Origin of the sequence: Allobosea sp. MMO-172 (genome assembly GCF_037147855.1) — a bacterium.
Classification (GTDB): domain Bacteria; phylum Pseudomonadota; class Alphaproteobacteria; order Rhizobiales; family Beijerinckiaceae; genus Allobosea.
Map to the genome: position 1 here is coordinate 1 of NZ_JBBCUM010000025.1, position 25279 is coordinate 25279.

Annotated in this window: 19 protein-coding genes and 3 pseudogenes; 14 read left to right on the forward strand and 8 right to left on the reverse strand. The window is 66.1% G+C overall.

The features are described from left to right. Both WFK61_RS24585 and WFK61_RS24590 read right to left on the reverse strand, forming a co-directional pair. A pseudogene (locus WFK61_RS24585) lies at nt 1-114 on the reverse strand (spermidine/putrescine ABC transporter ATP-binding protein); the annotation flags it as partial. Between the two features lie 619 nt (nt 115-733). After that, on the reverse strand, nt 734-2374 hold the full coding sequence (locus tag WFK61_RS24590; RefSeq protein ID WP_336814685.1) for an IclR family transcriptional regulator domain-containing protein: 1641 nt from the start codon (nt 2372-2374) through the stop codon (nt 734-736). 152 nt (nt 2375-2526) lie between these two features. Here WFK61_RS24590 and WFK61_RS24595 point away from each other — a divergent pair, with 152 nt between their 5' ends. From WFK61_RS24595 to WFK61_RS24620, 6 genes are all read left to right on the forward strand, one after another. Next, nucleotides 2527-3315, forward strand: coding sequence for a ribonuclease activity regulator RraA (locus WFK61_RS24595; RefSeq protein WP_336814686.1), 789 nt, complete (start codon nt 2527-2529; stop codon nt 3313-3315). Continuing rightward, the gene (locus tag WFK61_RS24600; RefSeq protein WP_336814687.1) at nt 3308-3760 is read left to right on the forward strand and encodes a nuclear transport factor 2 family protein; all 453 of its coding nucleotides are present in this window, start codon (nt 3308-3310) and stop codon (nt 3758-3760) included. Before WFK61_RS24595 ends, WFK61_RS24600 begins: the two co-directional genes overlap by 8 nt. Before the next feature lie 201 nt (nt 3761-3961). Then, nucleotides 3962-4846 carry an aldose epimerase family protein gene (locus tag WFK61_RS24605; protein WP_336814688.1) on the forward strand — a complete coding sequence of 295 codons (885 nt, stop codon included), beginning with the start codon at nt 3962-3964 and terminating at the stop codon, nt 4844-4846. Then, complete coding sequence (locus WFK61_RS24610; protein WP_336814689.1) at nt 4843-5658, forward strand: NAD-dependent epimerase/dehydratase family protein; 816 nt, start codon at nt 4843-4845, stop codon at nt 5656-5658. The genes WFK61_RS24605 and WFK61_RS24610 overlap by 4 nt, the downstream gene beginning before the upstream one ends. 98 nt (nt 5659-5756) lie before the next feature. Continuing rightward, nucleotides 5757-6935 carry an ABC transporter substrate-binding protein gene (locus WFK61_RS24615; protein ID WP_336814719.1) on the forward strand — a complete coding sequence of 393 codons (1179 nt, stop codon included), beginning with the start codon at nt 5757-5759 and terminating at the stop codon, nt 6933-6935. 138 nt (nt 6936-7073) lie between these two features. Next, nucleotides 7074-8165 (forward strand): mandelate racemase/muconate lactonizing enzyme family protein, encoded by a 1092-nt coding sequence (locus WFK61_RS24620; protein WP_336814690.1) that lies wholly within the window; start codon nt 7074-7076, stop codon nt 8163-8165. Between the two features lie 195 nt (nt 8166-8360). On the opposite strand, the gene WFK61_RS24625 is transcribed toward WFK61_RS24620, so the two are convergent. Beyond that, nucleotides 8361-8666, reverse strand: coding sequence for an NUDIX domain-containing protein (locus WFK61_RS24625; RefSeq protein ID WP_336814691.1), 306 nt, complete (start codon nt 8664-8666; stop codon nt 8361-8363). Nucleotides 8667-8713: 47 nt separating this feature from the next. Between WFK61_RS24625 and WFK61_RS24630 the strand changes: the two are divergent. Further along, a pseudogene (locus WFK61_RS24630) lies at nt 8714-8911 on the forward strand (IS21 family transposase); the annotation flags it as partial. Continuing rightward, nucleotides 8911-9639: an IS21-like element helper ATPase IstB gene (gene istB / locus WFK61_RS24635; protein WP_336814692.1), complete on the forward strand. Its 729-nt coding sequence runs from the start codon at nt 8911-8913 to the stop codon at nt 9637-9639. The pseudogene WFK61_RS24630 and the gene istB, both read left to right, overlap by 1 nt. A 332-nt stretch (nt 9640-9971) precedes the next feature. Here the strand turns inward: istB and WFK61_RS24640 are convergent, their stop codons facing one another. Both WFK61_RS24640 and WFK61_RS24645 read right to left on the reverse strand, forming a co-directional pair. After that, nucleotides 9972-10670: a response regulator transcription factor gene (locus WFK61_RS24640; protein ID WP_336814693.1), complete on the reverse strand. Its 699-nt coding sequence runs from the start codon at nt 10668-10670 to the stop codon at nt 9972-9974. Continuing rightward, on the reverse strand, nt 10667-12115 hold the full coding sequence (locus WFK61_RS24645) for a sensor histidine kinase (protein WP_336814694.1): 1449 nt from the start codon (nt 12113-12115) through the stop codon (nt 10667-10669). Before WFK61_RS24645 ends, WFK61_RS24640 begins: the two co-directional genes overlap by 4 nt. Nucleotides 12116-12394: 279 nt before the next feature. On the opposite strand from WFK61_RS24645, the gene WFK61_RS24650 reads away from it, so the two are divergent. The 5 genes from WFK61_RS24650 to WFK61_RS24670 all read left to right on the forward strand — a co-directional run bounded on the left by WFK61_RS24650 (nt 12395) and on the right by WFK61_RS24670 (nt 21151). After that, the gene (locus WFK61_RS24650) at nt 12395-12997 is read left to right on the forward strand and encodes a hypothetical protein (RefSeq protein WP_336814695.1); all 603 of its coding nucleotides are present in this window, start codon (nt 12395-12397) and stop codon (nt 12995-12997) included. Nucleotides 12998-13242: 245 nt separating this feature from the next. Continuing rightward, nucleotides 13243-17340 (forward strand): autotransporter domain-containing protein, encoded by a 4098-nt coding sequence (locus WFK61_RS24655; protein WP_336814696.1) that lies wholly within the window; start codon nt 13243-13245, stop codon nt 17338-17340. Nucleotides 17341-18477: 1137 nt separating this feature from the next. Beyond that, nucleotides 18478-19512, forward strand: coding sequence for an AAA family ATPase (locus tag WFK61_RS24660; RefSeq protein ID WP_336814697.1), 1035 nt, complete (start codon nt 18478-18480; stop codon nt 19510-19512). Next, nucleotides 19509-20768 (forward strand): vWA domain-containing protein, encoded by a 1260-nt coding sequence (locus WFK61_RS24665; protein WP_336814698.1) that lies wholly within the window; start codon nt 19509-19511, stop codon nt 20766-20768. Before WFK61_RS24660 ends, WFK61_RS24665 begins: the two co-directional genes overlap by 4 nt. Further along, the gene (locus WFK61_RS24670) at nt 20765-21151 is read left to right on the forward strand and encodes an LCCL domain-containing protein (protein ID WP_336814699.1); all 387 of its coding nucleotides are present in this window, start codon (nt 20765-20767) and stop codon (nt 21149-21151) included. Before WFK61_RS24665 ends, WFK61_RS24670 begins: the two co-directional genes overlap by 4 nt. 668 nt (nt 21152-21819) lie before the next feature. Here WFK61_RS24670 and WFK61_RS24675 read toward each other — a convergent pair. Genes WFK61_RS24675 through WFK61_RS24685 form a run of 3 tightly spaced genes read right to left on the reverse strand, consistent with a single transcriptional unit; the run spans nt 21820 to nt 24694 of the window. Beyond that, nucleotides 21820-22425, reverse strand: a complete 606-nt coding sequence (locus WFK61_RS24675) for a histidine phosphatase family protein (RefSeq protein ID WP_336814700.1) — start codon at nt 22423-22425, stop codon at nt 21820-21822. Next, complete coding sequence (locus WFK61_RS24680; RefSeq protein ID WP_336814701.1) at nt 22422-23525, reverse strand: ABC transporter ATP-binding protein; 1104 nt, start codon at nt 23523-23525, stop codon at nt 22422-22424. The genes WFK61_RS24675 and WFK61_RS24680 overlap by 4 nt, the downstream gene beginning before the upstream one ends. Beyond that, the gene (locus WFK61_RS24685; protein ID WP_336814702.1) at nt 23525-24694 is read right to left on the reverse strand and encodes an ABC transporter permease; all 1170 of its coding nucleotides are present in this window, start codon (nt 24692-24694) and stop codon (nt 23525-23527) included. Before WFK61_RS24685 ends, WFK61_RS24680 begins: the two co-directional genes overlap by 1 nt. Here WFK61_RS24685 and WFK61_RS24690 point away from each other — a divergent pair. Then, a pseudogene (locus WFK61_RS24690) lies at nt 24693-25244 on the forward strand (SDR family NAD(P)-dependent oxidoreductase); the annotation flags it as partial. The gene WFK61_RS24685 and the pseudogene WFK61_RS24690 sit on opposite strands and share 2 nt — an antisense overlap. Nucleotides 25245-25279: the final 35 nt, after the last annotated feature.

Below are 25279 nucleotides of genomic sequence, written 5' to 3' on the forward strand. Positions count from 1 at the left end.
CGCGATGAACTCGCCCTTGCCGATCGTCAGCGAGACGTCCTTGAGCGCGTTATGGGTGCCGAAGTCACGGCTCAGACGGTCGAGCCGAAGCTCGCGGAACGAGGCTGCGTTGATGGTCATGGCTTCCAGAGAAATCTGAGAAAACGGGGCGTAGGGACGCCATCAGGCGTTGAAACGAGACAAGCCTGCGATCGCACGGCAATCGGCGGCAAAGGCATATGATGTGTCAGATGGGCTTGCGGGCCTCGACGAGGCAGCACATATCGCAGCTGACCGGGAGGTTGATCGGCTCTCGACAGAATCCAGTATGCGCATAGCCTATCCTCCCGGGGGCATCGTTCATGTGCCCCGATTGACGGCCGGAAGGTGTTGCAGGGGCGCCCGGCCGTCAACGTCACGCCTCTCATCGAAAATCATATTATGAGACTTGATGAAGGTCGCAGCTGGCCGGTTTTCGTAGAAGGTCGAGGCACTTTCCTTTTTTGAAATCGATGTCGGGTAGACTCGGTTCGCCAGTTCTCCGCGCTCCGGCAAAAGAGAATAGCCTCAGAGTGTGAGACGCGATCCTCGTGTGTCGCATCGCAACCTTTGATTGTCAGGCGCGGGCACGGCTGTCTTTGGCAGGTGTCCGATCTTAAAGCGGTGCGATGGCTATCCAGGGGTGCTTGAAGAGCGGAAGATGTCAAAGGAGCGGGCGAGAGCGCCCGAGAGGGGGCGCCTCACATTCGACAGCTCAGCCTTTGCTCGTCTGCGCCACCAGCAGATGGCCGGATAGCGGTGCTTTTTCCAGGACCTCGCGGGCAAGGTCGATCCGGGCGGTGGTGACGTAGATCCTGCCCTCACCGCCGAAGGCAAGGCCGGTGGGGCGCGGAACCGGAAGCGGCAGCAACCGCTCGATCTCGCCCTCGGGCGTCAATCGCGCGATGCTCCAGCCATCATAGAGCCCGACCCAAACCCGGTCATCGGCATCGACCGCGAGGCTGCGCGGCTCGCCCGAGACAGGTGGGATGCGGGTGAAGAGCCTGGGCGCCGCCGCCTCGCGTTCAAAGCGATAGATCGCGCCGTTCTGCGGATCTGAAGCGAAGAGCGTTCCGCTCACCTGCGACCAGGCCAGCGCGTCGATCCGCTTGCGCAGGGTCCAGGCGATTTCGAACGTTCCGTCAGCGCCGATCCTGCCGATCCGGGTCTCGTCGCCCTGGCACACGGCGACCCATGGCTGCCCAGCCGCATCGGTTGCCATCGCGGTGGCGCCGGCGAGCGTGGGTACGGTGCGATCCAGGACGCATTCCTGCTTGCTGATCTTCAGAACGCGTCCGCCGAGCAGCAGGATGACGTCGCCTTCGGCCGTCACCGCGAGGCCGTCGATCGGGGCGCCGGGCTCCGGTCGGATCGTCGCGGTCCGCCCCCCTGACGTGATGTAGAGGGTGGGGCCCAGCCGATCCGCCCAGACAAGGGACGAGCGTTCCGGGTCCCAGACCGGGTGAGCGCCGTAGAAGACGGGCTTGCCGTGCGAGCCATGCGGCTGCCAGGGCATGCCAGCCTGCGATTGCCGCGCCGGCGCACCTTTGAGCCCCAGGCCGATATTGCGAGCCACATTCGCGATCTCGGGGCCGAGCTGCGCCACCCTTTCGCTGGTCAATCGATAGACAGGCCCGGCAACGCTGATGGCGGCGATGGGCTGGCCGCTGGAATCCAGCACAGGCGCGCCGACGCAGCGGTTGCCCGGCAGAATTTCCTGATCTTCGACCGCATAGCCGCGAGCCCGCACGATGCGCAGCTGTGCCATCAGCGTATTGGGATCGGTGATCGTCTGCGGGGTAAAGCGCTCCAGAGGCTCCTGGCCGAGCAGGGCCTCAGCCTCCGCTTCCGGCAGGAAGGCCAGGATCGCTTTTCCTTGGCTGGTGCAGTGCAGCGGCTTGCGCACGCCCAGGCGCGCGGCCGAACGGATATCGTGCGGGCTTTCGAACTTGCCGAGCGCCAGGACCGTGCCGTCATGAGGTACGGCGAGATAGGCGGTCTCTCCGGTCATGTCGCGGAGGCGCTGCAGCTCGACGCTGGCGACGGTGGCGAGATCGGGCGCGACCCAGACATTCTGCGCCAGCTCGAGCAGACGATAGCCGAGCGTATAGCCCTGGGATTGCGGATCGAGGCGAACGAAGCCATGCGCCGTGACGGAGGCGAGAATCCGGTAGAGCGTCGCCTTCGGCCACCCCGTCGCGACGGCGAGCTCGGCCGCCGAGATTTGTCCCGGGGCGGCAGCGATCAGATCGATCAGCCGAAAGGCCTTGCCGATCAGGGCCGTGCCGGCGACGGCCGGCTGTTCGCTGCGATCGTCCGGCATCCACCGGATCGCGTCCGCTTGTGGTTCTGCCATCGAGCGATTCCATATTGTGGGACTGGCGGCGCAAGAATTCGGCGCCGAGGCTTCCCGAGGATCAATATGTAGGCCAGAAAGGTCAAGGCCGGGGCCGCGAATGACTGCGCCATCGGTTTGAGAACGAAATTCCTTCGGCCGGACAGCGATTCATGACCTCATCCACCCAACACCCCGTCGCAGTCCCGCAGGAGGTGATCGACCGGCTGAAGGCGATCAGCAGCGGGTCGCTCACCACCGAGCTGTTCCGCCGCGGCCTGCGTCAGTGCTTCCTGGTCGGACTGAAGGCGCTGAACCCGAACGCCGCGAAATTTGCCGGCGAGGCCTTCACGATGCGCTTCATTCCGGCCCGCGAGGATATCGACACCTACGCGACCCTGACCCCCTATCCGAACCCTGACAACCTTCAATGGGAGGCGGTAGAGCAGATCGGTCCGGGGCAGGTTCTCGTCATCGACAGCCGCGGCGACATTTCGTCGGCATCGGCCGGCAACGTCCTGCTGACGCGCATGATGGTGAAGGGCGTGGCCGGCATCGTCACCGACGGCGCCTTCCGCGACGGCCAGGAAATCGCAGCGATGCCGTTCCCGGCCTATGCCCGCGAAGTGGTCGCCTCGACCCGTCTCTCGACCCATCACGCCGCCGATCTCAACGTGCCGATCTCCTGCGCCGGGGTTGCCGTCTATCCCGGCGACATCCTCGTTGGCGACGGCGACGGCGTCACGGTGGTGCCACGCCGTTTGGCTGCCGAGATCGCCGATGCAGGCGAGAAGCGCGATATTCTCGAAGGCTATCTGGTCAAGCGCATCGCCTCCGGGGAAGGGCTCTACGGCGTCTATCCGCCGACGCCGCAAACCCGTGCTGATTTCGAGGCCTGGCAGAAGGCCGGTGCCCGTGAAGAGGACATCACGCGCATCCGTGCGGAGACCGCCAATGGCTGAGATCACTCCCGCCTTCATGGAAAAGGCGATCCGGCGCTATTTCGAAGCCTGCAACGCTGGCGACCACGCCATGCTTGTCTCCTGCTTCACGCCCGATGCCGTCCATTACTTCCCGCCCGGCCTGCCCGAAATCCCCTGGCGGACCGCTGACGTGATCGCACGCAAATGGGTCTGGTGCGTCGAAAACCTCGGCTCGCGCTGGACCATCGAAAAGATTCTGTGCTCCTCGACCGCACCCGAAGCCGTGATCGAATGGACGCATTGGAAGCCCAATGCCAAGACCGCGCTACGTGGCGACGAATGGTACGTCTTCGACGAGGAGAGCGGGCTGATCCGCGAAATCCGGGCCTATTACGCCTCGGCCGCCGACGGCAGCCTGCCGATCAGCGAACTGGTCGAGTTCGACTATGCCGGCCGCGGCTACCATCTCGGTCCGCGAGCCTAGAGCATTTTCGAGCGAAGTGGACACCGGTTCGCGTGAAGAAAATGCGACAAAACAACGACCTTGGGCAATTCCGCGATTCGGAGAATTGCGGAATTGCTCTCGCCAGCGAGATCGGCGGGAATGGCTGAAACCATGGAGCTTCCTCCGGTATCGCCTGAGGGCACGAAGCCGGCGGCCCGGAGTAGTGCGGCCGAAAGGTTGGTGCTGCGAGCCGGTGCCCTGGAGGCAACCCTCTCGCCCACCGAAGGCGGGCGCCTTGCCACGCTTCGCGACCTGTCCGGCACAGCCCCGCGCGATCTCGTCGTGCCCCTGCGGGCCTGGCCGGCCGAGCCTCGGCGCTGGTCGAAAGGCGGTGCCTATCCGCTCATTCCCTATTCCAATCGCATCGCCGATGGCTGCTTGCGCCATGCCGGCCGCCTGTGGTCCGTCCGATCTCACCCTGACGCTACTCCGCACAGTCTTCATGGCACGGCGCATCTTCGCGAGTGGGAGGTCGAAGCCCACACCTCGACGAGAGCCGTTCTGACGCTCGCCGCAGAGCCAGATGGCGACTGGCCCTGGCCCTATACCGCCCGGCAATCCTTCGAGCTCACGCCGGAGGCCTTGCGCATCGAACTGAGCATCGAGAATCGCGGCCTTGAGGCTTTCCCGGTCGGGCTCGGCTGGCACCCCTACCTGGCCTGGTCGCCCAACGCGGAGATCCATCACGACGCCCGGTGGCGCTGGCTCTATGACAAGGACTATGTCGCAACCGGCGAGACGGCGCCGGCCGACACCGCCGGAAGCCGGACCAGCTACTTCGCAGACTGGACCGGGCTGGACGTGAGGCATGCCGACGGCCACAGCGTCCATGTCACGGCAAGCCCCGCGCTCTCCCACCTCGTCCTGCACCGCCCGGACGACGATGCCTATCTCTGCGTCGAGCCGGTCTCCCATGTCGCGAACGGCTTCAACCTCGCGGCGGAGGGCGTCGTGGGCACCGGAACGCGCCTGCTCGGCGCCGGCGCAAGCTTCAGCGCCTGGGTCGAGCTCGGCCCGGGTCGGCGAGACCCGGGGCCGACTGCCGGTCGGGAGAGCGAACCGTGACCAAGATTATCCTGATCACCGGTGCCGGCGGTGTCGTCGGCCGGGCCATCCGGCCCTTGCTGCGGGGAAGCTATCGCCTCCGCCTGTTCGATCGCAATGCGATTGCAGACCTTGCTGCAAACGAGGAGGCCGTCCTCGGCGACATTGCGGACCAGGCCGCGCTGGCTGAGGCCCTGCAGGGGGTTTCGGCAGTGGTGCATCTCGCCGGCTGCACGACCGAGGCCGGGATCGAGGAGCAGATCGCGGGCAACGTCCAGGGTGCCTGGAACGTCTTCGACGCCGCACGGGCCGCCGGGATCGAGCGCGTGGTCTTCACCAGCTCGCACCATGTCGTCGGTCACTATCCGCGCCACAGGCGGATCGGCTCCGATGTCCTGCTGCGGCCGGACAGCCGCTATGGCCTGACCAAGGCCTTCGGCGAGCAGGCGGGCGCCTTCTTCGCCGACCAGTTCGGGCTGCGGGTCCTGGCCATCCGGGTCGGTTTCCTGGGCGACCGCCCGGTCGATCGCCGCCGCCTCGCCATCTGGACGAGCGCGCGCGATCTCGTGCAATTGGTCCGGATCGGCCTGGAGCACGAGGCCCTGCGCTTCGCCGTCGTCTACGGCGTCTCCGACAACTCCCGCAGCTTCTTCGACAATGCCGCGGCATGGCGCCTGGGCTACCGGCCGCAAGACAGCGCCGACGACCATGCGGAGGCTGTGATGGCGGCCGTGCCACCGGAAGATCCCGGCCGGCTCGCCAGCCGCGTCATCGGCGGCGCGATGGCCGAAGGAAGCTTCGTCGGGGACATCGCACGCATCGAGGATTGGTGAGGCGGCGCCAGGCCGCAAATGCCGAGCAGGAAACGATGGCGCGCCAAGACGCCAAGCAGCAGGGCCGCCCCGGCGGCCACCATTGGGAGGACGACAACATGAAGATGACGGACCCATCTCGACGCCAGTTCATCGGCGGGGCGGCAGGCCTTGCCACCATGGTCCCCGGCCTCGCGCAGGCGCAGCTCGCCCTGCCGAAGGCTCCGGTCAATCTCAATATCGTCGATGTCGCCGGCAATCTCGCGCTGACCCAGAAGGCTTTCGAGGCCTACCGGCGGGCGAAGCCGGAGCTGGTGTCGCGGATGACCTTCACCAAGGCGCCGGCCCCCGAGCTGCCCGGCAAGATCAAGGCGCAGCGGGATGCCGGGCGCATCGATATCGACCTCGTCCTGACGGGGACCGATGCCCTCGCGGCCGGCATGGAGCAAAATCTCTGGGTAGACCTTCTCTCCGCCCACAAGGCGGCCCTGCCGAATCTCGACGAGATCTATGAGAAGGGCGCAGCCATGATGCAGGGCCTGGCGCGTGGCCAGGGCGTGGTCGTCGCCTATTACCCTTCCGGGCCTCTGCTCGAATATTTGCCGAACCACGTTCCGACGCCGCCCGGCTCGCTCGAGGAGCTGCTCGCCTGGGCCAAGGCTCACCCGAACAAGTTCATGTATGCCCGGCCGGCCAATTCCGGCCCCGGCCGCACCTTCATCATGGGGCTGCCCTACATCCTCGGCGACCGCGATCCGAAGGACCCCATCAAGGGCTGGGACAAGACCTGGGCCTATCTGAAGGAGCTCGGCCGCTATATCGAATATTACCCGACCGGTACCTCCGCGGTGATGAAGGAGTTCGGCGACGGCACCCGCCATATCATCGCCACCACGACGGGCTGGGACATCAATCCGCGCGTGCTCGGCGTCGTCCCGAAAGAGGCGCGCATCGCCACCTTGAAGGATTTCCGCTGGGTCATCGACGGCCAATACATGGCGATCCCGAAGGGACTGCCAAACGACAAGCTCGCCGTCCTTCTCGACCTGATCGCCTTCATGCTGACCAAGCCGGCGCAGGCCTTCACCTATGACGAGGGCTATCTCTATCCGGGGCCGGCGGTGAAGGACGTGCCGCTTTCGATGGCGCCGCCTGAGAGTCAGGCTGCGATCGCGGAATTCGGCCGCCCCGAATATGCGAAGCTGATCGCGGAAACGCCCTTCGAGCTGCCGCTCGAACCCAACCAGATGGTCATGGCCTTCCGCCGCTGGGACGAGGAAATCGGCCGGAAAGCCTGACCGCCCATCAAGCTGGGCCGCGCTCGCCGCGACCAGCCCATCCGATCGCGGCCGCCCTCGCTCGCGCAGGGCGGCCGCGCCTTGCCCACTTCGCCGGGCCGGCCGCATAGGCCGGCCTTCGACCCTGATGAGAAGGCCATGTCCGATCCGATCACCAAGGTGGAGCCGATTGTCCTGCGCATTCCGTTCGACGACGGCGGCAAGGGACAGGGCATTACGCCGACCCGCTGGAGCAATCTCGACATCGTCCTGGTGCGGGTCGAAACGAGATCGGGCCTTGTCGGCTGGGGCGAAGCCTTCGGTTACATGTGCCAGAACGCCACCGCTATCGCGATTCGCGATCTGGTCGCCCCGGCGGTGATCGGGCGGGATTCGCAGGACCCGCAAGCCGTCAATCTGGCAGCCCAGCAAGCTCTAGCCCTCTTCGGCCGCTATGGCATCACCATGTTCGCAATCTCGGGGCTGGATATCGCGCTCTGGGATATCGCGGGCAAGCGCGCCGGCCTGCCGCTCTCCCGCCTGATCGGGCCGCCCCGCCGCCGCGACCGAACCCGTGCCTATGCGAGCCTCGTCCGCTATGGCGAGGCCGAGCGCGTCGAGCACTTCGCCTCCGAGGCTGCGATGCTCGGCTATGACGAGGTGAAGCTGCACGAAGTCCTGCCGGAGACGATCAGGGCCGGCCGCCGGGGCGCGGGGCCGAAGGCGCGCCTGACCGTCGACGTCAACTGCCAATGGTCGCTGCAGCAGGTCCGGACCATGCTGCCAGTGCTCGCCGAGACCGAGGTGAACTGGCTTGAGGAACCGACCTTTCCGCCCGAAGACCCCACGCCCTGGCGAGCGATCGCGGCCGAAGGGGTCGCCATCGCAGCCGGTGAGAATGCCTGTACGGCGGTCGAGTTCGGCCGCATCGTGCCTGCTCTCGACATTGTCCAGCCGAGCGTGACCAAAGTCGGCGGCGTCACCGAGTTCCTCAAGGTCGCGCAGGTCGTGCGCGCCGCGGGCAAACGCCTTGCGCCGCACTCGCCCTATTTCGGACCGGGCTATTGGGCGAGCCTGCAGCTTGCCGCCGCCATCGACATCTTCGAGGTCTTCGAATTCCTTTATGTCCGGCCGGAAGCCTGGTGCGGCCTCGATCCGGCCTTGCCGCTCGCTGGAACTATCCGCATCCCCGATGCTCCAGGCATCGGCTTCGAGCCCGACATGTCCGTCATCGAACGGTATCGAATCTAGACGGTCTCTGATTTTATCCTGCAGCTCTGAAGAGGTTTGCCCATTCGGTTAGCGAGAAGAGATCGAAGCCGAGCCGGCCTACGCCGACGATGGGGGGCAAGGACTGAACCCGTCCAATCTCTCGAAAAGAGAAGCGTATTGCTCAAGTGCGAGACCATCCTGCCGACGTGCCTTCGCAACGGAAAACCAGCGCAGTTAGGTATGTTCCGCGTCGATGCCCCTCGGAGCGCCCTGCCAGGCGCCGACCAGATACATCTGATAGATGATCAGATCCGTGACAGCGTGCGGGTCCGGTATCCGCGTGAAGGGCTCGAAGACTAGAGGCACGACACTCAGCTCCTCGCCGGTTTCACGCACCAGAGCATCGTCCAGGCTTTCACCCTCCTCGACATGGCCGCCAGGGAAACTCCAGCAATCCGGATAGTTTTTCCGGGGAGGGCTGCGTCGCGCCAGGAGAACGCCCTCCGACCCGACGAAGACGGCATTGACGACCTGTCTCATGATTTGCTGCATTCAGCCGGGACAAGCGAGGCGGCCATCGTGGCGCGGATGGCCGCCCCGTCAAAGCCGCCTGCGCGGACGCTCTGCGGCAAGGCGTCCACTCCGCCGACGTGATCATCAACATCCTGGCCCGGCGCCGCTAGCCGGCGGCAGCGATCACGATCATGACGACCGATGCCTTGTGCCTGCGCCATGAGCCCGCCGCCGATTGTGCCCGCTACGACAGCCTCAGGAGAGCCGTCTGATGGAACGCTCGGAGATTCTTGCCACCATGGGCGAGCTCAAGCTCTATGGCATGAAGGCCGCCTTCGACGAGATCATCGCCTCGGCGGTGAAGCACCAGCGCGAGCCGCAGCGCGTCGTCGGCGATCTGTTCGCCGCCGAGATCACCGAGAAGCAGGCCCGTTCGATCAAGTATCAGATCACCATCGCCAAGCTGCCGCTCGCCAAGGATGTCGCCGACTTCGCCTTCGACGGAACCCTGATCAACGAGCCCCTCGTTCATGATCTCGCCGGCGGCAACTTCCTGGCGCACCAGTGCAACGTTGTCCTCGTCGGCGGGACTGGGACCGGCAAGACCTATCTCGCCATCGCGATCGCCCGGGCATGCATCCGCGCCGGTGCTCGTGGCCGCTTCTTCAACGTCGTCGATCTCGTCAACAAGCTCGAGGCCGAAGCCCGTGCCGGTCGCGAGGGCCGCATGGCCGATTATCTCGCACGCATGGACTTCATCATCCTGGACGAACTTGGCTATCTGCCCTTCACACAGTCCGGGGGACAACTGCTCTTCCACCTAGTCAGCAGGCTCTACGAGCAGAGCTCCGTCATCGTCACCACGAACCTCGCCTTCGGCGAATGGCCGTCCGTCTTCAGCGACGCCAAGATGACCACCGCGCTCCTCGACCGGCTCACCCAACACTGCGACATCGTCGAGACCGGCAACGAGAGCTGGCGCTTCAAGAACAGGCTCTGAGATCCCCGCACATTACCGATCCGGAGCCGGCGCGGCTGCGCAATCCAGACCGGCTCCGCCGCGCCGCCTCCTCGCCGCGAAGCATGTTCAAGGGGTCAACATTGGACGCCCATCGGGGGGCAACTTTGCGGGCCGTTTGACAGCGAAGCTTCTGCCGAACGGGCCGCAGATCTGGGCCGTGTGAAGGGCGAAAGCCTGCGCCGCCAAATCGCAGCCCGTACCTGCCTCGCTCGCAGGCCGGCTTTTTCAACGGTATCCGCCCTTTCCGGACACTCACAATGTCCGGCTTCGGACCGTTCAATACGGCGCGAGGCGATGAGGTCGACGGATGCTCATGCCATGACGGTCGTTGCCGTGAACGTGTAGCCGACGCCGTAGACGACCTTGATCGGTGCCGAAAGACTGGTGCTGTCCTCGATCTTCCGACGCAGCCGGCTGACGATGGCATCCAGATGACGGTTGCCGAAACTCGATCTGGGGCGAGCGAGCGTCTCCATCAGATCTTCGCGCTGGCAGGTGCCCCCACGGCTGAAGAGCGCGTTCATGAAGGCGAATTCGGTCGCGGTCAGCTTGAGCGAACGGTGATTGGGGGCGGTCAGCAGCCAGCCCGTGCCGTCCAGCACCCATTGGTCGCCATGGCCGTTTGCGGAGCTTGAGTTCGACAGGGATCCGTTGCGCCGCAACAGGCTGCGGGTCGCCGCTTCGATCTCGCGCAGCGTGCTGTGCTTGACGAGATAGATGTCGGCGCCGCTCTCGAAACCACGGATACGGTCGTCGCTGCCACCGAGCGCCGTCAGCATGATGATGCCGCAACGATGGGTCTCGCGGACCTGGCTCGCGAGCTCGAAACCGTCTCCGTCCGGCAGGCCGACATCGAGGATGATGACGTCCGGCGACTTGCCGGCCGCGAGTGTCTGACGCAGCTCATGCGCGCTGGCGACCCCGCTGGCCGCGAAGCCGCACAGCCCCAGGAAATCGACCAGATCCTTGCGCAGCCTGGTTTCGTCCTCGACGATCAGAATATGCGTCACGCCGTCATCTCCCCTGGCAGATCGGTACCGGACACCTCACCCGACAAGGGCAGACGCACGACAGCAGTGGTCCCCTGCCCGTCGGTGGAGGCGAGTTGCAGCGTTCCGCCGTGATAGGCCAGAAACCTGTGCGCCGCGTAGAGCCCGAGACCGGTTCCCGCACTCGCCATCGCATTCGAAGCCCGGAAGAAGCGGCGGCCGATCCTGTTCGCCTCGTCGGCGGGAATACCGATGCCCCGATCATGAACCTGGATCACCACGGCCCCCTCCTCTTCCCGGGCCTCGATGCGGATCGCGGGGTCTTCCGGCGCATATTTCAAGGCGTTGTCGATCAGGTTGATCATTACCGTTCCGAGCATCTCCGGATCGGCATGAAGAGAGGCGGTCTCGTTCGCCACGACGAAGCGCAGGCGATCGCCGCGTGCCGTCATGTCGAAATGCAGCCGGACATCGCCGATGAGGGCGCCGAGCTGCAGCGTTTCCGGCTGGAAGCCATTCTCCCGATCATCCGCCATGAACCTGTCGATCACGGAGAACAGCCGGTTGAGCGCCTCGCCGATGCCGGAGAGGCGTTCCCGGGTCGCTTCGGGAGACCTGTCGCCGACCAGGCCGATCATCTCGACAGCGTTGCGGATGATGGCGAGCGGCGTGCGGAATTCGTGGCTGGCGACGCGCATGAAATCAGCCTGCTCGTCCCGCGCCGCACGCTCGGCCTCGAGGCTCGCATTCAGCCGGCCTTCGAGCTTTCGGCGTTCCTCCACCTCTCGCAGCAGGGCATCGTGGTTCCTGCGCAGGTCTGCGGAGAGCCGCGCGCTGACCATGAACAGCAGACAGGTGAAGAACGCGATCAGGAAAAGGGTGCCCTGCAGCAGATACCAGGCGTTGCGGTCGGCGAGGATCGGGCCGCTGTCGAAATCGGCAGGCAGGCGATATTCCATGACGCTCTGCAGGATGCTCGCGGCCATGTACTCGACGAGAAGGCCGATGGTGATCCAGCGCAGCAGCGAGGGCTGTGTCCTGTCCCGCACGAGCCCCAGACACATCACCGACATCATGATGACCGTGAAGACGGTCGAGCTGTGGATGCGGATCGCGATGTTGTCGGGATCAAATGCCACAGCCGCGCTCCAGAGCACGATCTGGAAGGCGAGGAGCGAGACGCCGATCCAGGTGTAGCGCGGCTGCCCCAGGAAGCGGGCAAGTCCCTCGGCGAGCAGCACGAGCCCCAGTTTGATGACGGTGTTGTGCAGGACGATGGACAGGGCCACCGGCTCCGGACCGCGGAGGATCATCAGGAGAAGGCCGAGGGCGATGGCCCCGAAGCCTGCGGCGAGAAACTTGAGTTCGTAGAGGTGACGCCAGGCCCGCCATACGAAGACCCAGGCCGCCGCCTGCAGGCTTGCAGTCGCCAATGCCACGATCAGGACCGTCTTGAGGTCAAGCATCTCGCCACATTTTTACAGCCCCCCAAATCAATACACAAATAGATAAAATTATATCTTTAATGCCCTCAATCAGGATTTAAACTAGAGACTTAACGTCATTTTCTGTCAGATTTCAGAGCAATTCATAGGTAGAACAGCCCGCATAAGTTGATCTATGCAGCACGAAAGACTTTCGACGCCTCTGGCGCAGGCGAGATTCGTCGATCATGGCGGGCCGCGGCTCAAACGCCGCGCGAAGAGACATCCTGCTGAAGCCGGTCTCGCAAGGGGGGATTGCGGATGCCTGCGCGCGTGCTGTTCGCGGCTGTTGAAGCCGCCAAGTCCAGATTGCTTCATGCATGGACGGCTGGCTGGTCGGTGCCAGCCGACGAGGTCTTCGTGTCGGCCCGATTGCCGCTGCGCGATGTCGACGCGGGAGGCCGCGTGGCCGACCGCTGGCTGCTGAGAGCGGCGCGATCCGCCGCTGTGAAATGGCGAAACGAAGTATGCGGCACCCACCGTGGCCAAGTTCGGAGTGTCGTGGTCACCGGAGCCGGGCTGCTCCAGCCGGTGCCCATCAGGGTGCACGGAGCCGTGCATGTGACGGCCCGTTACTGTGGCCGGATTCCGGATGGAGGCTTCTGCTTTCGGCACAGCCTCTGCGATACGAACGGCTCCAAAATCCTGCATTTCGTCTCTCAAATTTATTTCAACCCGCCGCCGGATCTCCCTGCGTATCCGGCCCTGAAATTCGATTTTGACGATGATTCCGGAGCTTTGTATCAAGCTGTCATGCAGTCATCCACGGGCAACCTGAATTTACCCTGCGAAGATATTGCCGAAAATTCGGTTTCCACTCCAATTGATACGAAATCATATGCCGTAACGTCAGGTATTTCGTAAGAATCTGTCAGAATTCAACTGAATTCAACAGTGGCCGGGCCAGGTCCGGGATTCTAGTCTGAAGCTGGCTTGTTTCATTCCTCGCAGATGGAGCAGCCGACGCGGCGTAACGCGCGCCGTCGCGGACGATGTCGTGAGACGGCGGGCGAACCGGACCTTGTTCCGGGCGTTCGGCTGGAGGGGATTCGATGACGGTTCACTGCCGCGGTTCGCTGATGCGCCCGCCCGCATCCAGCAGCGACAGAGTGATCATCCTCCTGGAAGCGATCCGAACGCTCCAAGGCGGTGCTGGCGGAGACACCGGCAGCCGCTCCAACCTCGTCTCGCAGCGGCAAAGCCGCTTGCGCACGACGGCGTCTCGTACTTGCCTCGCTCTCGCCTTGTCGCTCGGTGCGGGATTGCCGCTATGGTCTCAGGCTGCGTCCGCACAGCAGATCACCCAGGGAGGCGGCAACGGCACGGGCTATTCTTTCGGGAGCGGCGGCATCGCGGGCGGTGGCGGCGGCGGCGGCGACCGCACCATCGGCTTTTCTGGAGGCGATGGCGGTTCGGCAGCGCAGACACCCGGCGGTTCGGCGACGGCTGGGAGCGCCGGCACCAATGACGTCGGGGGGATCGGCGGAGCAGGCGGGGCGCCGGGCGCTCCCAATGACCTCTCCGCCGCCGGCGGCGGCGGCGGCGGCCGCGGCAGTTATGATTCCGGCTTCCCCCGCGACGGCGGAGCGGGCGGAGCCGGCGGCGGCGGCAGCCTCCTCACGACAACCTCTCCGCTCTCCCTCAGCTCGGCTTATGCCGGTGGCACAGGAGCGGACGGGTCCTTTGGCGGCTCCCCAGCGGGCAGTGGCGGCGGTGGCGGTGGCGGTGGCGGCCTCATCCTGACGGGTGCCGGCGTCACCATGAATACGAACGGGTTCTCTGTCTCCGGCGGCACGGGCGGCGGCGGTGCGAGCGCCGGCGGCGGCGGCGCCGGGCTGGTGTTGCTGAACGGCGGCACGATCACTGTCGCGGCCGGAGCGGGCGGCACCAGCGTCATCGCCGGCGGCCAGGGCGGTGACAATTATGAGGGCGGGCACGGCGGCGCCGGACTGTTCCTGTACAATGGCGGCAGCTTGTCCCACCAGGCCGGCTCGATCACCGGCGGTGCGGGTGGGGCGTGGGCTTTTACCGGCTCCGGCGGTGCCGGCGTGCTGAGCAATCTGGGCACCATCGACAACCGGGCCTCGATCACCGGCGGCAAGGGGGGCGATTCGAACGCAGGCGGGACCGGCTACGGCCGAGGCGGCGCCGGTCTGGAAGCCTGGGGCGGTTCGATCGCCAACATGGCGGGCGGCACCATCACAGGCGGAGCCGGCGGAAACCAGTCCAACGCCAACCCTGTCTATGTCGCAGGGGTAGGCGGCACCGGCATCGTCTTCCGGGACGGACAGACGGCAAGCCTGGACAATGCCGGGACGGTTTCCGGCGGCAATGGTGGAATTGCCAATAGCAGCAGCCATGGCGCGGGCGGTGTCGGCATCGTCGGCGCGGCGAGTGGCGGCATCTCGATCATCAATTCAGGAACGATCGCTGGCGGGCTGGCCGGGGACGGTGTGACGCGCGCCAATGCGGTCGCGCTCTTCGGCAACAACAACCGCTTCGAGATCCGGGCGGGCTCGACGACCGACGGCAATGTCGTGGTTCAGGGCGGCGGCATCAACAATATGCTGGCGCTGGGCGGAACGGTGAACGGCGCAGCCAATATCGGCAATCTCGTGGCCTCGCATACCGGCTTCACGGCCTACGAGAAGACCGGCTCCTCGACCTGGACGCTGTCGGGCGCCGGCAATCAGAACTGGACGATCCGGGAAGGGACCCTCAGCGGCAACTCCTCCAGCATGGCCGGCGACCTGACCTTCGATACGGGGGCAGGCACGCGCGGTGTCGTCTTCGCCCAGGGAACAGGTGGCACCTATTCCGGGACGATCTCGGGGGATGGCAACTTCACCTTGACGGGAGCGGCGGGCGGCGGCCTCACTTTGACGAGAGCGCAGAGCTATACCGGGACGACCACCATCCAGAACGGGACGCTACGGATGGGGGCGGTGAACGTGCTGGCATCCTCGTCCGAGGTCGCCCTCAATGCGGGCACCTGGGACCTCGACGGCTACGACCAGACCGTGAAGGGATTGTCGGGGGGTCCCGGTACGGACGTCACTCTCGGCAGCGCGACGCTGACCGTCGATAACGCCGGCAATATGAGTTATGGGGGCAGCATTTCCGGCACGGGCGGCTTGACCAAGACAGGGGCCGGCATTTTTTCGCTCCGTGGCGCCAACACTTATTCGGGTGCGACGAATGTCGCTTCCGGATTCATGAGAATCGGGCCCGGCGGCAGCCTGCTCAACTCAACCGCGATCAACATCTCCAACGGCGCCCATTTCAACGTTATCGCCCCCAGCGCCCTGTCTCCCACGGTGGCCGTCAGCCTGACCGGCGTCGGCTCGCTGTTCTCTTTGACAGCCAGCCAATCGATCGGCTCGCTCGCCGGTACGGCGGCCACGCGAGTGTGGCTCGACCCGGGCATGATGCTGACGACGGGTGGAAACCACACGAGCACCGTCTTCAGCGGCAATCTCGGCGCCAATGGCGAGGGTTCTCTCACCAAGATCGGCACGGGCGCGTTCACCCTGACCGGAACCAACGGCTATACCGGCGCGACGGCGGTCAACGCCGGCTCGCTGATCGTGAACGGCTCGATCGCGTCCTCCTCCGGCGTCACGGTGGCGGCCGGCGCGCTGCTCGGCGGCACGGGCGTGGTTCCGACGACGGTGCTCAATGGCGGCACGCTCTCGCCCGGCAACTCGCCGGGCGCGCTGACGGTCAACGGCAACCTGACCTTCAACCCCGGCTCGACCTATCTCGCCGAAATCCAGGGCGCCAACGCCGACCGCGTCAACGTGACCGGAACTGCCGCGCTGGCGGGCACGCTGCGGCTGGCGCCGCTCGGGGGCGCCTATACGTTCAACAGCGCCTATACGCTGCTCTCGGCGGCAGGCGGGCGAACGGGCGTGTTCGGCCCGGTGGATGCGACCGGCAGCTTCGGCGCCGGCGTCACCTTGACGGTGAGCTATACCGCCAATGACGTGCTGCTGACATTGACACCGAATGCGCTGACGCCCGGCACGCCCGGGTTCGGCGTGACGGCGCCGCGCAACGCCTATGCCGTCGCCACAGCGGTCGACATCGCGGTGGCCAATGGCTCCGACCCGTCCTCGCTGTTCGGGATCTACAACCTGCCTGCGGCCGCGATCCCGGCGGCTGTGAACAGCCTCTCGGGCGAGGTCCATACGGCAGCGCCAGCGATGGCGAATGTCGTCTCGGACCAGTTCCTGCGGACGATGCTCGACCCGACGGCAGCAGGCCGCCTCGGCGCCGCTCCCGCCGGGCCCGGGGCGGCTACCTTTTCCGGCCTAGTGCGCAAGGGCGCGGACGAACCTGCTGCACCTTCGCGCCTCGACGTACCGTTCTATTCGGTCTGGGGTTCGGCCTATGGTTCTTATGGCCGCACCGATGGCAATGCCGCCATCGGCTCGACGAAGCGCACGATCGACGATGCGCATCTGGCCACCGGCATCGATGTCAGGCTCCTGCCGGGAACGATCGCCGGCATCGCGGTTTCGGGCGGCAGGGCGCGAGCCTCGCTCCCGGACCTCGTCGGCAAGGTCGATGCGGATGTCTTCCAGGCCGGCCTCTACGGCACGACGCAACTCGGGCCGGTGAAGCTCGGCGGGGCGATGAGCTATGCGCAGCTGGAGAACGAGGTCAGCCGCAGCATTCCAGCCCTGCGATCGAGCCTCTCCTCCTCCTATGCCACGACGGCGTGGAGCGGGCGGCTGCAGGCGAACGCGGCACTGCTCGACTGGAACGGCCTCTCCGTCTCGCCGCTGGCGGCGATCCAGGGAACGCAGGCGCGCAGCCCGGCAGTGATCGAGGCGAACTGGGCCGGCGCTCATGCCGGAGCGCTGGCGCTGGCCAAGCGCAGCGATGTCACGACACGCAGCGAACTCGGCGTGCAGATCGATGCCGACAGCGTTCTCGGCGGCGTTCCCGTCACCGGCTATGTCCGGGCGGCCTGGGCGCATTATTTCCGCCGCGATGCGGATATGACCGCAAGCCTGATCGACCTGCCCGGAGCGACTTTCAGCGCGACCGGAGCCCGCAGCGACCGCGACAGCATGCTCGTCAGCGCCGGCCTCACGGCCCGGCTCCGCGAAAATGTCTCGCTCAGCCTCAACCTCGACGGCGAAGTCTCCGCCAACAGCAGCCGCATCGGCGGAGCGGCGCAAATCAGGGTCAGCTTCTGAAAGGCCGCTGGCCGACCTGAATACAACGGCCCGCTGACTTCGATTGCGAGGAGTTTTTTTGACCGGGATGCCGTGATCCGGACCGGAACCATGTGCTTGGGGCCGGCAGGGAGTGTCTGGCTGCGGGGCGGGAGCCGCAGTCAGCAACCGGCGCATCATGCGCCCTCCTCTCGGCCGACTGGGGCTGGCCATTCGGCTCACAGAGCGGTTGGGTAACGCCATCGAGCTGACAACTTTTATGCTGGCAGCGCCTTATGCCAAAGCATTGCCCTCCTTCTGCAACGCCCCCACGCCTAGATTGGGATGTCGGAGCGCGAAATCTCCGGCCACTTGGGAAATTTCGCGAGAATGCGCTCGATATCGGGATCGGCCCGGCGATCTTGACCAGCACCGTGAGGTTGAGTGCCCGGGCAAGGGGGACAAGTCCGTCGAGATCGGCGAGCGAGAGCGTCCCGTGCTCGACATCAAGCACCAGCGTCTTGAAGCCAATATCCACGGCCATCTCGACGAATACGATGTCGGGGCGGATAGCCAGCAGCCGAATGCAGGAAGATCGTTCATCGCGGTCATGGCTGCGCCGCGAGGGGCAGTCGGCGATGTTGGGCCAAGGGAGTGCACTGGTAGGCGGTTTCGAGAACCGCCAAGTCTAGCCGCACGGCCACGATCCCGTCGCCAAGGGCGCGGCGAGGAGGTGGACTGTGTCGATCTGAACGTGCGGCTTCGGGTAGCTCGACCATCAATCCGGCCCCTAGCCGGGGGCAGCAACTGTCGAGCTTGAAGCGAGCAGTAGCGCCCCTCCTCATGCCCCGAAGACCGAGTTCCGCGATTAGATTGAGAGCACAGGGGCGTGGCCACGGTGGTCGACGCTTGCGTGCTGGCCTTCTTCGACAGGCTGATCGCGCTGATCCGGATATAGACTTTCGTCTGATATCGCCCGTCATCGACGCAATTTTCTGCGAAGGCAAGAGCCTGAGCTCTGCAACATCCTGTCTTCTGGCAGGTCGTTTCTGAACCGCGTCGGAACAGGCGGCACATGACGAAAAAATAATGATTCCCGCCGGGTCTGGCGTGGTTTTCGTCGTCGATCTTACATCAATCCCGCCACGGCATGCGCCGCTACGTCTCGGGGAGAGCTCGATGGAAGGTGTTGGTTCGGCGTTCGACGAGGTCGTCACGCTGCGGCAGGCCAAGCAGCTCATCCAGTGCATGGCGCATGAGCAGAGCTTCCTGCTGCTTTCGCCCCCCGGCCTCGGCAAGTCCGAGCTGGTCTACGAGGCGGCGCGCGAGGCCGGGCTACCCTGCCGCTCGCTGCTCGGCACCCAGATCGCGCCCGAGGATGTCAGCGGCATTCCGCGCATCGTCGGCGAGCGCTCGGTCTTCTGCCCGCCGCGCGTGCTCCTGCCGGAGAAGCCGGAGCCCTTCTGCCTCTTCCTCGACGAGTTGCCGGCCTGCTCGCCCGACGTGCAGAAGGCATTCTATTCGCTGCTGCTGGAGCGCCGTCTCGGCGAGCATGCCCTGCCCAAGGGCACCTGGGTCGTCGCCGCCGGCAACCGCCTGCAGGACCGGGCGCTGGTCCGGGCGATGAGCTCGGCGCTGGTCAACCGCGTCACCATCCTGCAATTGCGGGTCGATGCGGGCGAATGGCTCGGCTGGGCCGAGCGGGCCGGGATCAGGCCCGAGATCCGCAGCTTCGTCTCGACCATTCCCGATGCGCTGATGCGGCCCGTTCCGGCCGATCCGGTTCCGTTCTCGACGCCGCGCGCCTGGGCATTGCTCTCACGCGCGCTCGATCTCGCCCAACGCTCGGGCCTGCTCACCAACGAGAACCGCCGGGCGCTCGCCTTTGGCCGGCTCTCGCCTGAGGATGCGGTCGTGTTCTGCGCGCTGGCCGAGGATGCGATCGGCGCCCTGCGGCCGCTCGACGACTACCTGCGCAAGCCTGAATTGCTGCCCAAGGGCGATTCCGCCCGCTGGTTCGTGCTCGACTGCATCCGCCAGCATGTCCGCGACGGCAAGGCGAAGGGCCTGAAGCCGCAGATCGTCAACCGCTTCCTGCGCGCGCTCTCCCATGAGCACCAGCTCCTCGTTCTCACCGACATGGTCGGGGCCTGGGGCGCGCTCGGGGCCGAGCCGGCGATGCTGGCGCTCCTGCGCAAGGTTTCGGCCGCATGAGTGCAGCGCCCGAAACTCGTCCCGACCACCGGGCCATTCGGGCGCGGCTCCTGAACGGGCTCAGGCTCGTCACGGCCCCGTTCCCGCATCTGAGCGGGCTTGCCGCCGCCGTCCGGCTGGAGATCGACGAGCGCGTGCCGACCATGGGCGTATTCGCCTCGGGCCGGCTCCTGGCGAATCCCGGTTTCTCCGCGCGGCTTTCGACCGAGGATCTCGTCTTCGTCCTCGCCCATGAATTGCTGCATCTGGCGCTGCGCACCCATGACCGGGCGCGCGGCAGCGCGACGCTCGAATTCAACTATGCCCATGACTACATCATCAACGACATGCTGCGGCATGCGCTGGGGCTGACCGCGATCCCGGCGGGCGGGCTCGACATGCCGGGCGCCCGGCTGAAGTCCGCCGAGGAAATCGTCCTCGAAATGCGCCGCAACGGCACCTCCATGCAGACCCGGACCCAGGTCTGGGAGGGCATCGCCGTCACGGTCGAGCAGGTGCTGGGCGCGGCGCGGCAGGCGCCCGCCGGCAGCATGGGCGACGCGCTCGATGCCGCGCGCGAGCGCGAACTCTTTCCCGAAAGTGCGGCCGAGCAGGCCGAGCGTGCCCGGGCCATTAGGGATCTCGCGGCGAAGGGAATGATCCTGGCCAAAGCGATGGGCGCACTGCGCGGGCAGGGCACGGGCAGCGGCTCGGAGCAGCGGACCATTCGGTCCGACCGCGGCCTCTCTCGCACGCCCTGGCATGTCGCGCTCCAGACATGGCTGGAAGGCGTCGCACCCGGCGAGCGCACCTATCTGCGCGCCTCGCGCCGCGGCGCCGATCATGGCGAGGTCGTGATGCCCGGCCGCAAGCGCCATTCCTGGCGGCTCAGCATCATTCTCGACACCAGTGCCTCGATGGGCGACGAGGTCCCGCGCGCATTGGGCGCCATCGCCGATTTCTGCGACATGGCCGGCGTCGACGAGATCCGCGTGATCCAGTGCGACACGACGGTGACCTCCGACGAGACGCTCTCGCCCTCGGCGCTCGCCGAATACGAGATCAGCGGCTATGGCGGCAGCGACCTCAACCCCGCCATGGCGGCGCTCGCCGAGGATGCGCGCGTCACCGCCGCGGTGATCATCACCGATGGCGAGATCTTCTATCCGCAGGAACCGCCGCCCTATGCGGTGCTCTGGGCGCTGCCGAAGCCTTCCGCCTCCTTCCAGCCGCCCTATGGCCGCGTCGTCACGCTCGAAACGGGAGCCTCGTCATGAAGGTCGTGCAGGAACTCGTCGCCTATTTCGACCAGCGCGGAAAACTCTCGCGCCGGCAGCTCAAGAAGCTGCTCGAACAGAACTTCGTCGCCTCCGACGCCCCGACCAATATGCACGGCCTGTGCGAGAGTGTCGGCGCGACCTATTATTTCCGCGTCACCGGCATCACCGAGGGGCAGCTCTGGGGCACCGACATCTATAGCGGCGATTCGGCGATCGGGGCCGCGGCGGTCCATGCCGGGTTGCTCGCGGCCGGAGAGACCAAATTCCTCAGGGTCACCGTGGTGCATCCGCCGGACAGCTTCCCGGCCTCGACCCGCAACGGCGTCACCAGCACGGAATACGGCAAGTACCAGTACGCCTGGATGCTGTCGGCGATCTGAGCGTCCTCCCGCGTCATCATTCTCGGACGAAACGAAGTGCGGGCCCGCTCCATGATCGCACTACGATGATGCTCCCCATGAATCGTCCGGGCTGCTCCGCCGTGGCGATGCCGGCGCGCAATTGCAGATAGTGCGGTGCCCATAGACCTGCGAGCTGCAAGGCGATGGTGCGCGGCGCCAGATCGGTTTGCTTTCCGTTTCCTCAGCGTCCGCGCCCGCCATCGTCGCTGCACCGGCCACCTCCCATGGCGGCCGGCGCACGCGCCGGCCTTCTTGGATTTGGCTCTGTCGTGAAGCCGGCCATGCATGAGATTGAAGTCGGACCACTCAACGGGCCAGGACACTGGCAGTGCTTCATCCCTCGCTACCAAAATTGGGACCCTGTTATCTTGGCGCGAAGGCGCCTCGGGGCCTTTTCACGCCCGGTCAGAGGCAGTCCGCCAGCGTGCCCGTCGCCGAGGAACAGAGCTCGGCCGTGGTGAGCGACAAAGTCTTTCTGTTGCTGCGGGCCAAGGTCCGCAGGGCACAGCCAACCTCGCGCTGAATGCCCTCTTTACCTTTTCAAAGTATCCGGCCAACCACTTCGGCGGCCATTTCATCCGCCAGCCGACGGAAGCCGGCCGGGGTCAAGCAGAATCGGAGCGCTGCGAGGCAGCACCCCGGCAGCTTCAATCCGCAACGGAGACATCCGGCGCAACCGATCCGATATTGTAGCCCTCCAGCTGGGCTGCCGGCGCATCGGCGGAAGCGAAGTTCAGGATCGTCGCGGTGCCCGGCGTCACCGGGATCACCCGGGACGGCGGCAGGCCGATGAATTCGTGGCAGGCGGCACGGATGACGCCGCCATGGACGACCGCCAGCAGGTCGCCCTGCGCCTTGTGCAGCCAGTCCCGGATTCCGGCCGCGACCCGGGCCCGAAAATCGCCCCAGCTTTCGCCCTTATCCGGCGTGAACGTGCCGGCCCGCCAGGCGTGATAGCGCTCCGGCTGCTCGGCAATCAGGTCGCGCTTCCGGCGGCCAGTCCATTCGCCCATGTCGAGTTCGCGCAGGCGGGAATCCGACGGCGCGTCAGGGTAGCCGATCAGGCCGACCGTCTGGCGCGTGCGGCCGAGATCGGAGGAGACGACATGCGCCGGCAGCAGCGCTCTGACATAGGGCACGAATTCGCGCGCCTGCCGGATACCGCGCTCGGAGAGTTCGGAATTGTCGTGCCCCTGCAGTCGCTGCTCGACGTTCCACAGCGTCTCGCCATGGCGCATCAGGATAAGTCTCATGGATCGATCCTTTCGCCTTCCATCGTGAAGGCGGCATCGGGTGTGCTGGAGAACGACAGGCCGACTTCGTCGCCCGGTGTCGCGGTGAAGAAGCCCTCGGCCATGCCGGTGAGGCGCAGGTCGCCGACCATGACCGTGACCATCGACTGGCCGGCGATCGGCGCCGCCTCGGCGAAGCGCCCGACGAGCTGGTGCCCGTCACCGACCCGCCCGACGGCGATGTCCTGCGCCCGGTAGAGCAGCTGCACCCGCTCGTGCCCCGCAGCGAAGGCGGCCGGGGCCAGCGCCACATCCGCGAAGACGAACCGGTCCTGCACGCGGGTCACGGGCAGGAGATTGGCCGGCGGCGTGCCGAGGAACGAGGCGACGAAGGTTGTCGTCGGCCGGCGCAGAAGGTCGATCGGCGCGCCGAACTGCTCGACGCGGCCATGGTTGAGGACGGCGACGTGGCTGGCCATGGTCATGGCCTCGACCTGGTCATGCGTGACATAGACCGATGTCGCGCCGGTCGCCCGGTGGATGCGCATCAATTCGCTGCGCATCTCGATGCGCAGCTTGGCGTCGAGATTAGACAAGGGTTCGTCGAACAGCAGGATGCTCGGCTTCGGCGCGATGGTCCGCGCGATCGCGACGCGCTGCTGCTGGCCACCGGAGATCTCGGCCGGGTAGCGGTCGCGCAGGGCCGAAATGCCGAGCAGGGCGAGAACCTCCTCGACACGGGCGTTCCGGTCGGCCTTGGACCAGCGCGCGACCTTGAGCGGCCAGGCGATGTTGCCGGCGACCGTCATATGCGGCCACAGCGCATAGGACTGGAAGACCAGCCCGGCATCGCGGGCGCCGGCATCGGCGATGACGCCGCCCGTCCCGCTCGACACCGTGCGGCCGACGAAGGCGATCTCTCCCGCGCTCGGCTCCTCCAGCCCGGCCAGCATGCGCAGCAGCGTGGACTTGCCGCAGCCGGACGGGCCCACCAGCACCAGGAAGGCTCCGCGCGGCACCGAGATATTCACGTCCTTGACGGCGGCGACGTCGCCGAAGCGCTTCACCAACTGGCTGATGCGAATGGCGTCCTGCGCCGGGGCGGTCGATGCGGGCGCCATCACTGCTTCCATTTCTGCACACGGGTCTGGATGAGATGCGCCGCCAGCGAAGCCGCCAGGCAGATCACGAGGATCACCAGCGTGATCGCGTTGGCGAACTGCATGAAGCCCTCGGACGCATAGCGATAGGCGACCATGCTGAGCACCGGCGAGGTCGCGGTGAACAGCAGCACGACAAGCGACAGGTCCCGCACCATCTTGACGAAGACCAGGATCGCGCCGGCCAGAAGACCACGGATCGTCAGCGGGAAGATGATGAAGACGAGACGGGTGAGCAGTCCCGCGCCGGTCAGCCGGGCGCTCTCCTCGATATCGTTGGAGATCTGGCCCAGAACCGAGCGGCCCGACTGCACCGCATAGGGCAGATTATGCGCCGTTGCCGCCAGCACCAGCAGCGCGAAGGTGCCGTAGAGCGACGGCAGCGGCCCGATGGGCGCCCCAAACAGCGCGATATACGCCGCAGCGAAGGCGATGCTGGGGACGAGCAGCGGCAGGAAGGCGAGCTGGCTGAGCACGGTCGCGAGCCAGGTCCCCTTGTTGCGGACGATCGTATAGGCCAGCGCCAGCCCGAGCAGCATGGTCGTGAGCGCGACCGTCAGGCCGAGCTTCATCGTGTTCCACAAGGCCTCGACGATCATCGGATTACGGAACAGGCCGGCCTGGCCCTGGGCAAGCGCGCCGCCGCCCTCCCCGATCCAGAAATGCAGCGTCCAGTTCGAGAACAGAGCTCCGCCCTGCGGCGCGAGGCTCGACGCTGCCAGCACCAGCACCGGCAGGACCGAAGTCGCGAGCCCGATCACGAGCGCGGCCGCGAAGAGCGGCCAGCGCCAGACCCCGAGCGGAAAGCGCTTGATGCGCCCGCCCTTGCCGGTAACCGTGGTGAAGGCCTTGCGGCCGGCGACGAGGCGATCGCTGCAGAACAGCAGCGCGGCCGAGACCGCGATCAGGAGCAGCGCCAGCACGAAGCCGCGCTCGGTCTCGCCGGTCTCGATCATGCCGAACAGCCTGGTCGAGAGCGTCTGCATCCTGACCGGCAGGCCGAGCAGCGCCGGCGCGGCGAAATTCGCCACCGCCCCGGCGAAGGTCAACGAAGCCGCCGCGACGAGCGCAGGCGTCGCCACCGGCAGGACGATGCCGAAGAATATGCGCCCCCGCCGCGCCCCGGACATCACCCTGCTCGTCAACAATGCCGGCCTCGGCGGCGCGCTGAAGCTGGTTGATTCCGATATCGATCAGATGACCTCGCTGATCGCGCTCAACGTCACGGCGCTGACCCGCCTGACCTATGCGATCGTGCCGCAGTTCATCGCGCGTGGCGCCGGAACCATCGTCAACATCGCCTCGATCGTCGCAATCAATCCGGAAACGCTGAACGGCGTCTACGGCGGCAGCAAGGCCTTCGTCCTCGCCTTCAGCCAGAACCTGCGGCACGAACTCGCCGGCACCGGCGTCACCGTGCAGGTCGTGTTGCCCGGCGCCACCGCCACCGAATTCTGGGCCATTGCCGGCGTCCCGGTCGAGCACCTCCCGACCGAGATCGTGATGCGCAGCGAGGACCTCGTCGATGCCGCGCTGATCGGGCTCGACCGCGGCGAGTTCGCTTCGATCCCCTCCCTGCAGGACGGCGCGCTCTTCTACGCCTACGAAACCGCCCGGCAGGCGATGATCGGCAAGCTGTCGACCGCCCACCCTGCCCCTCGCTACCGCAAGGCGGCCTGACCGTCACGGTCGGGCCAGGACACAGGAGCACGCGG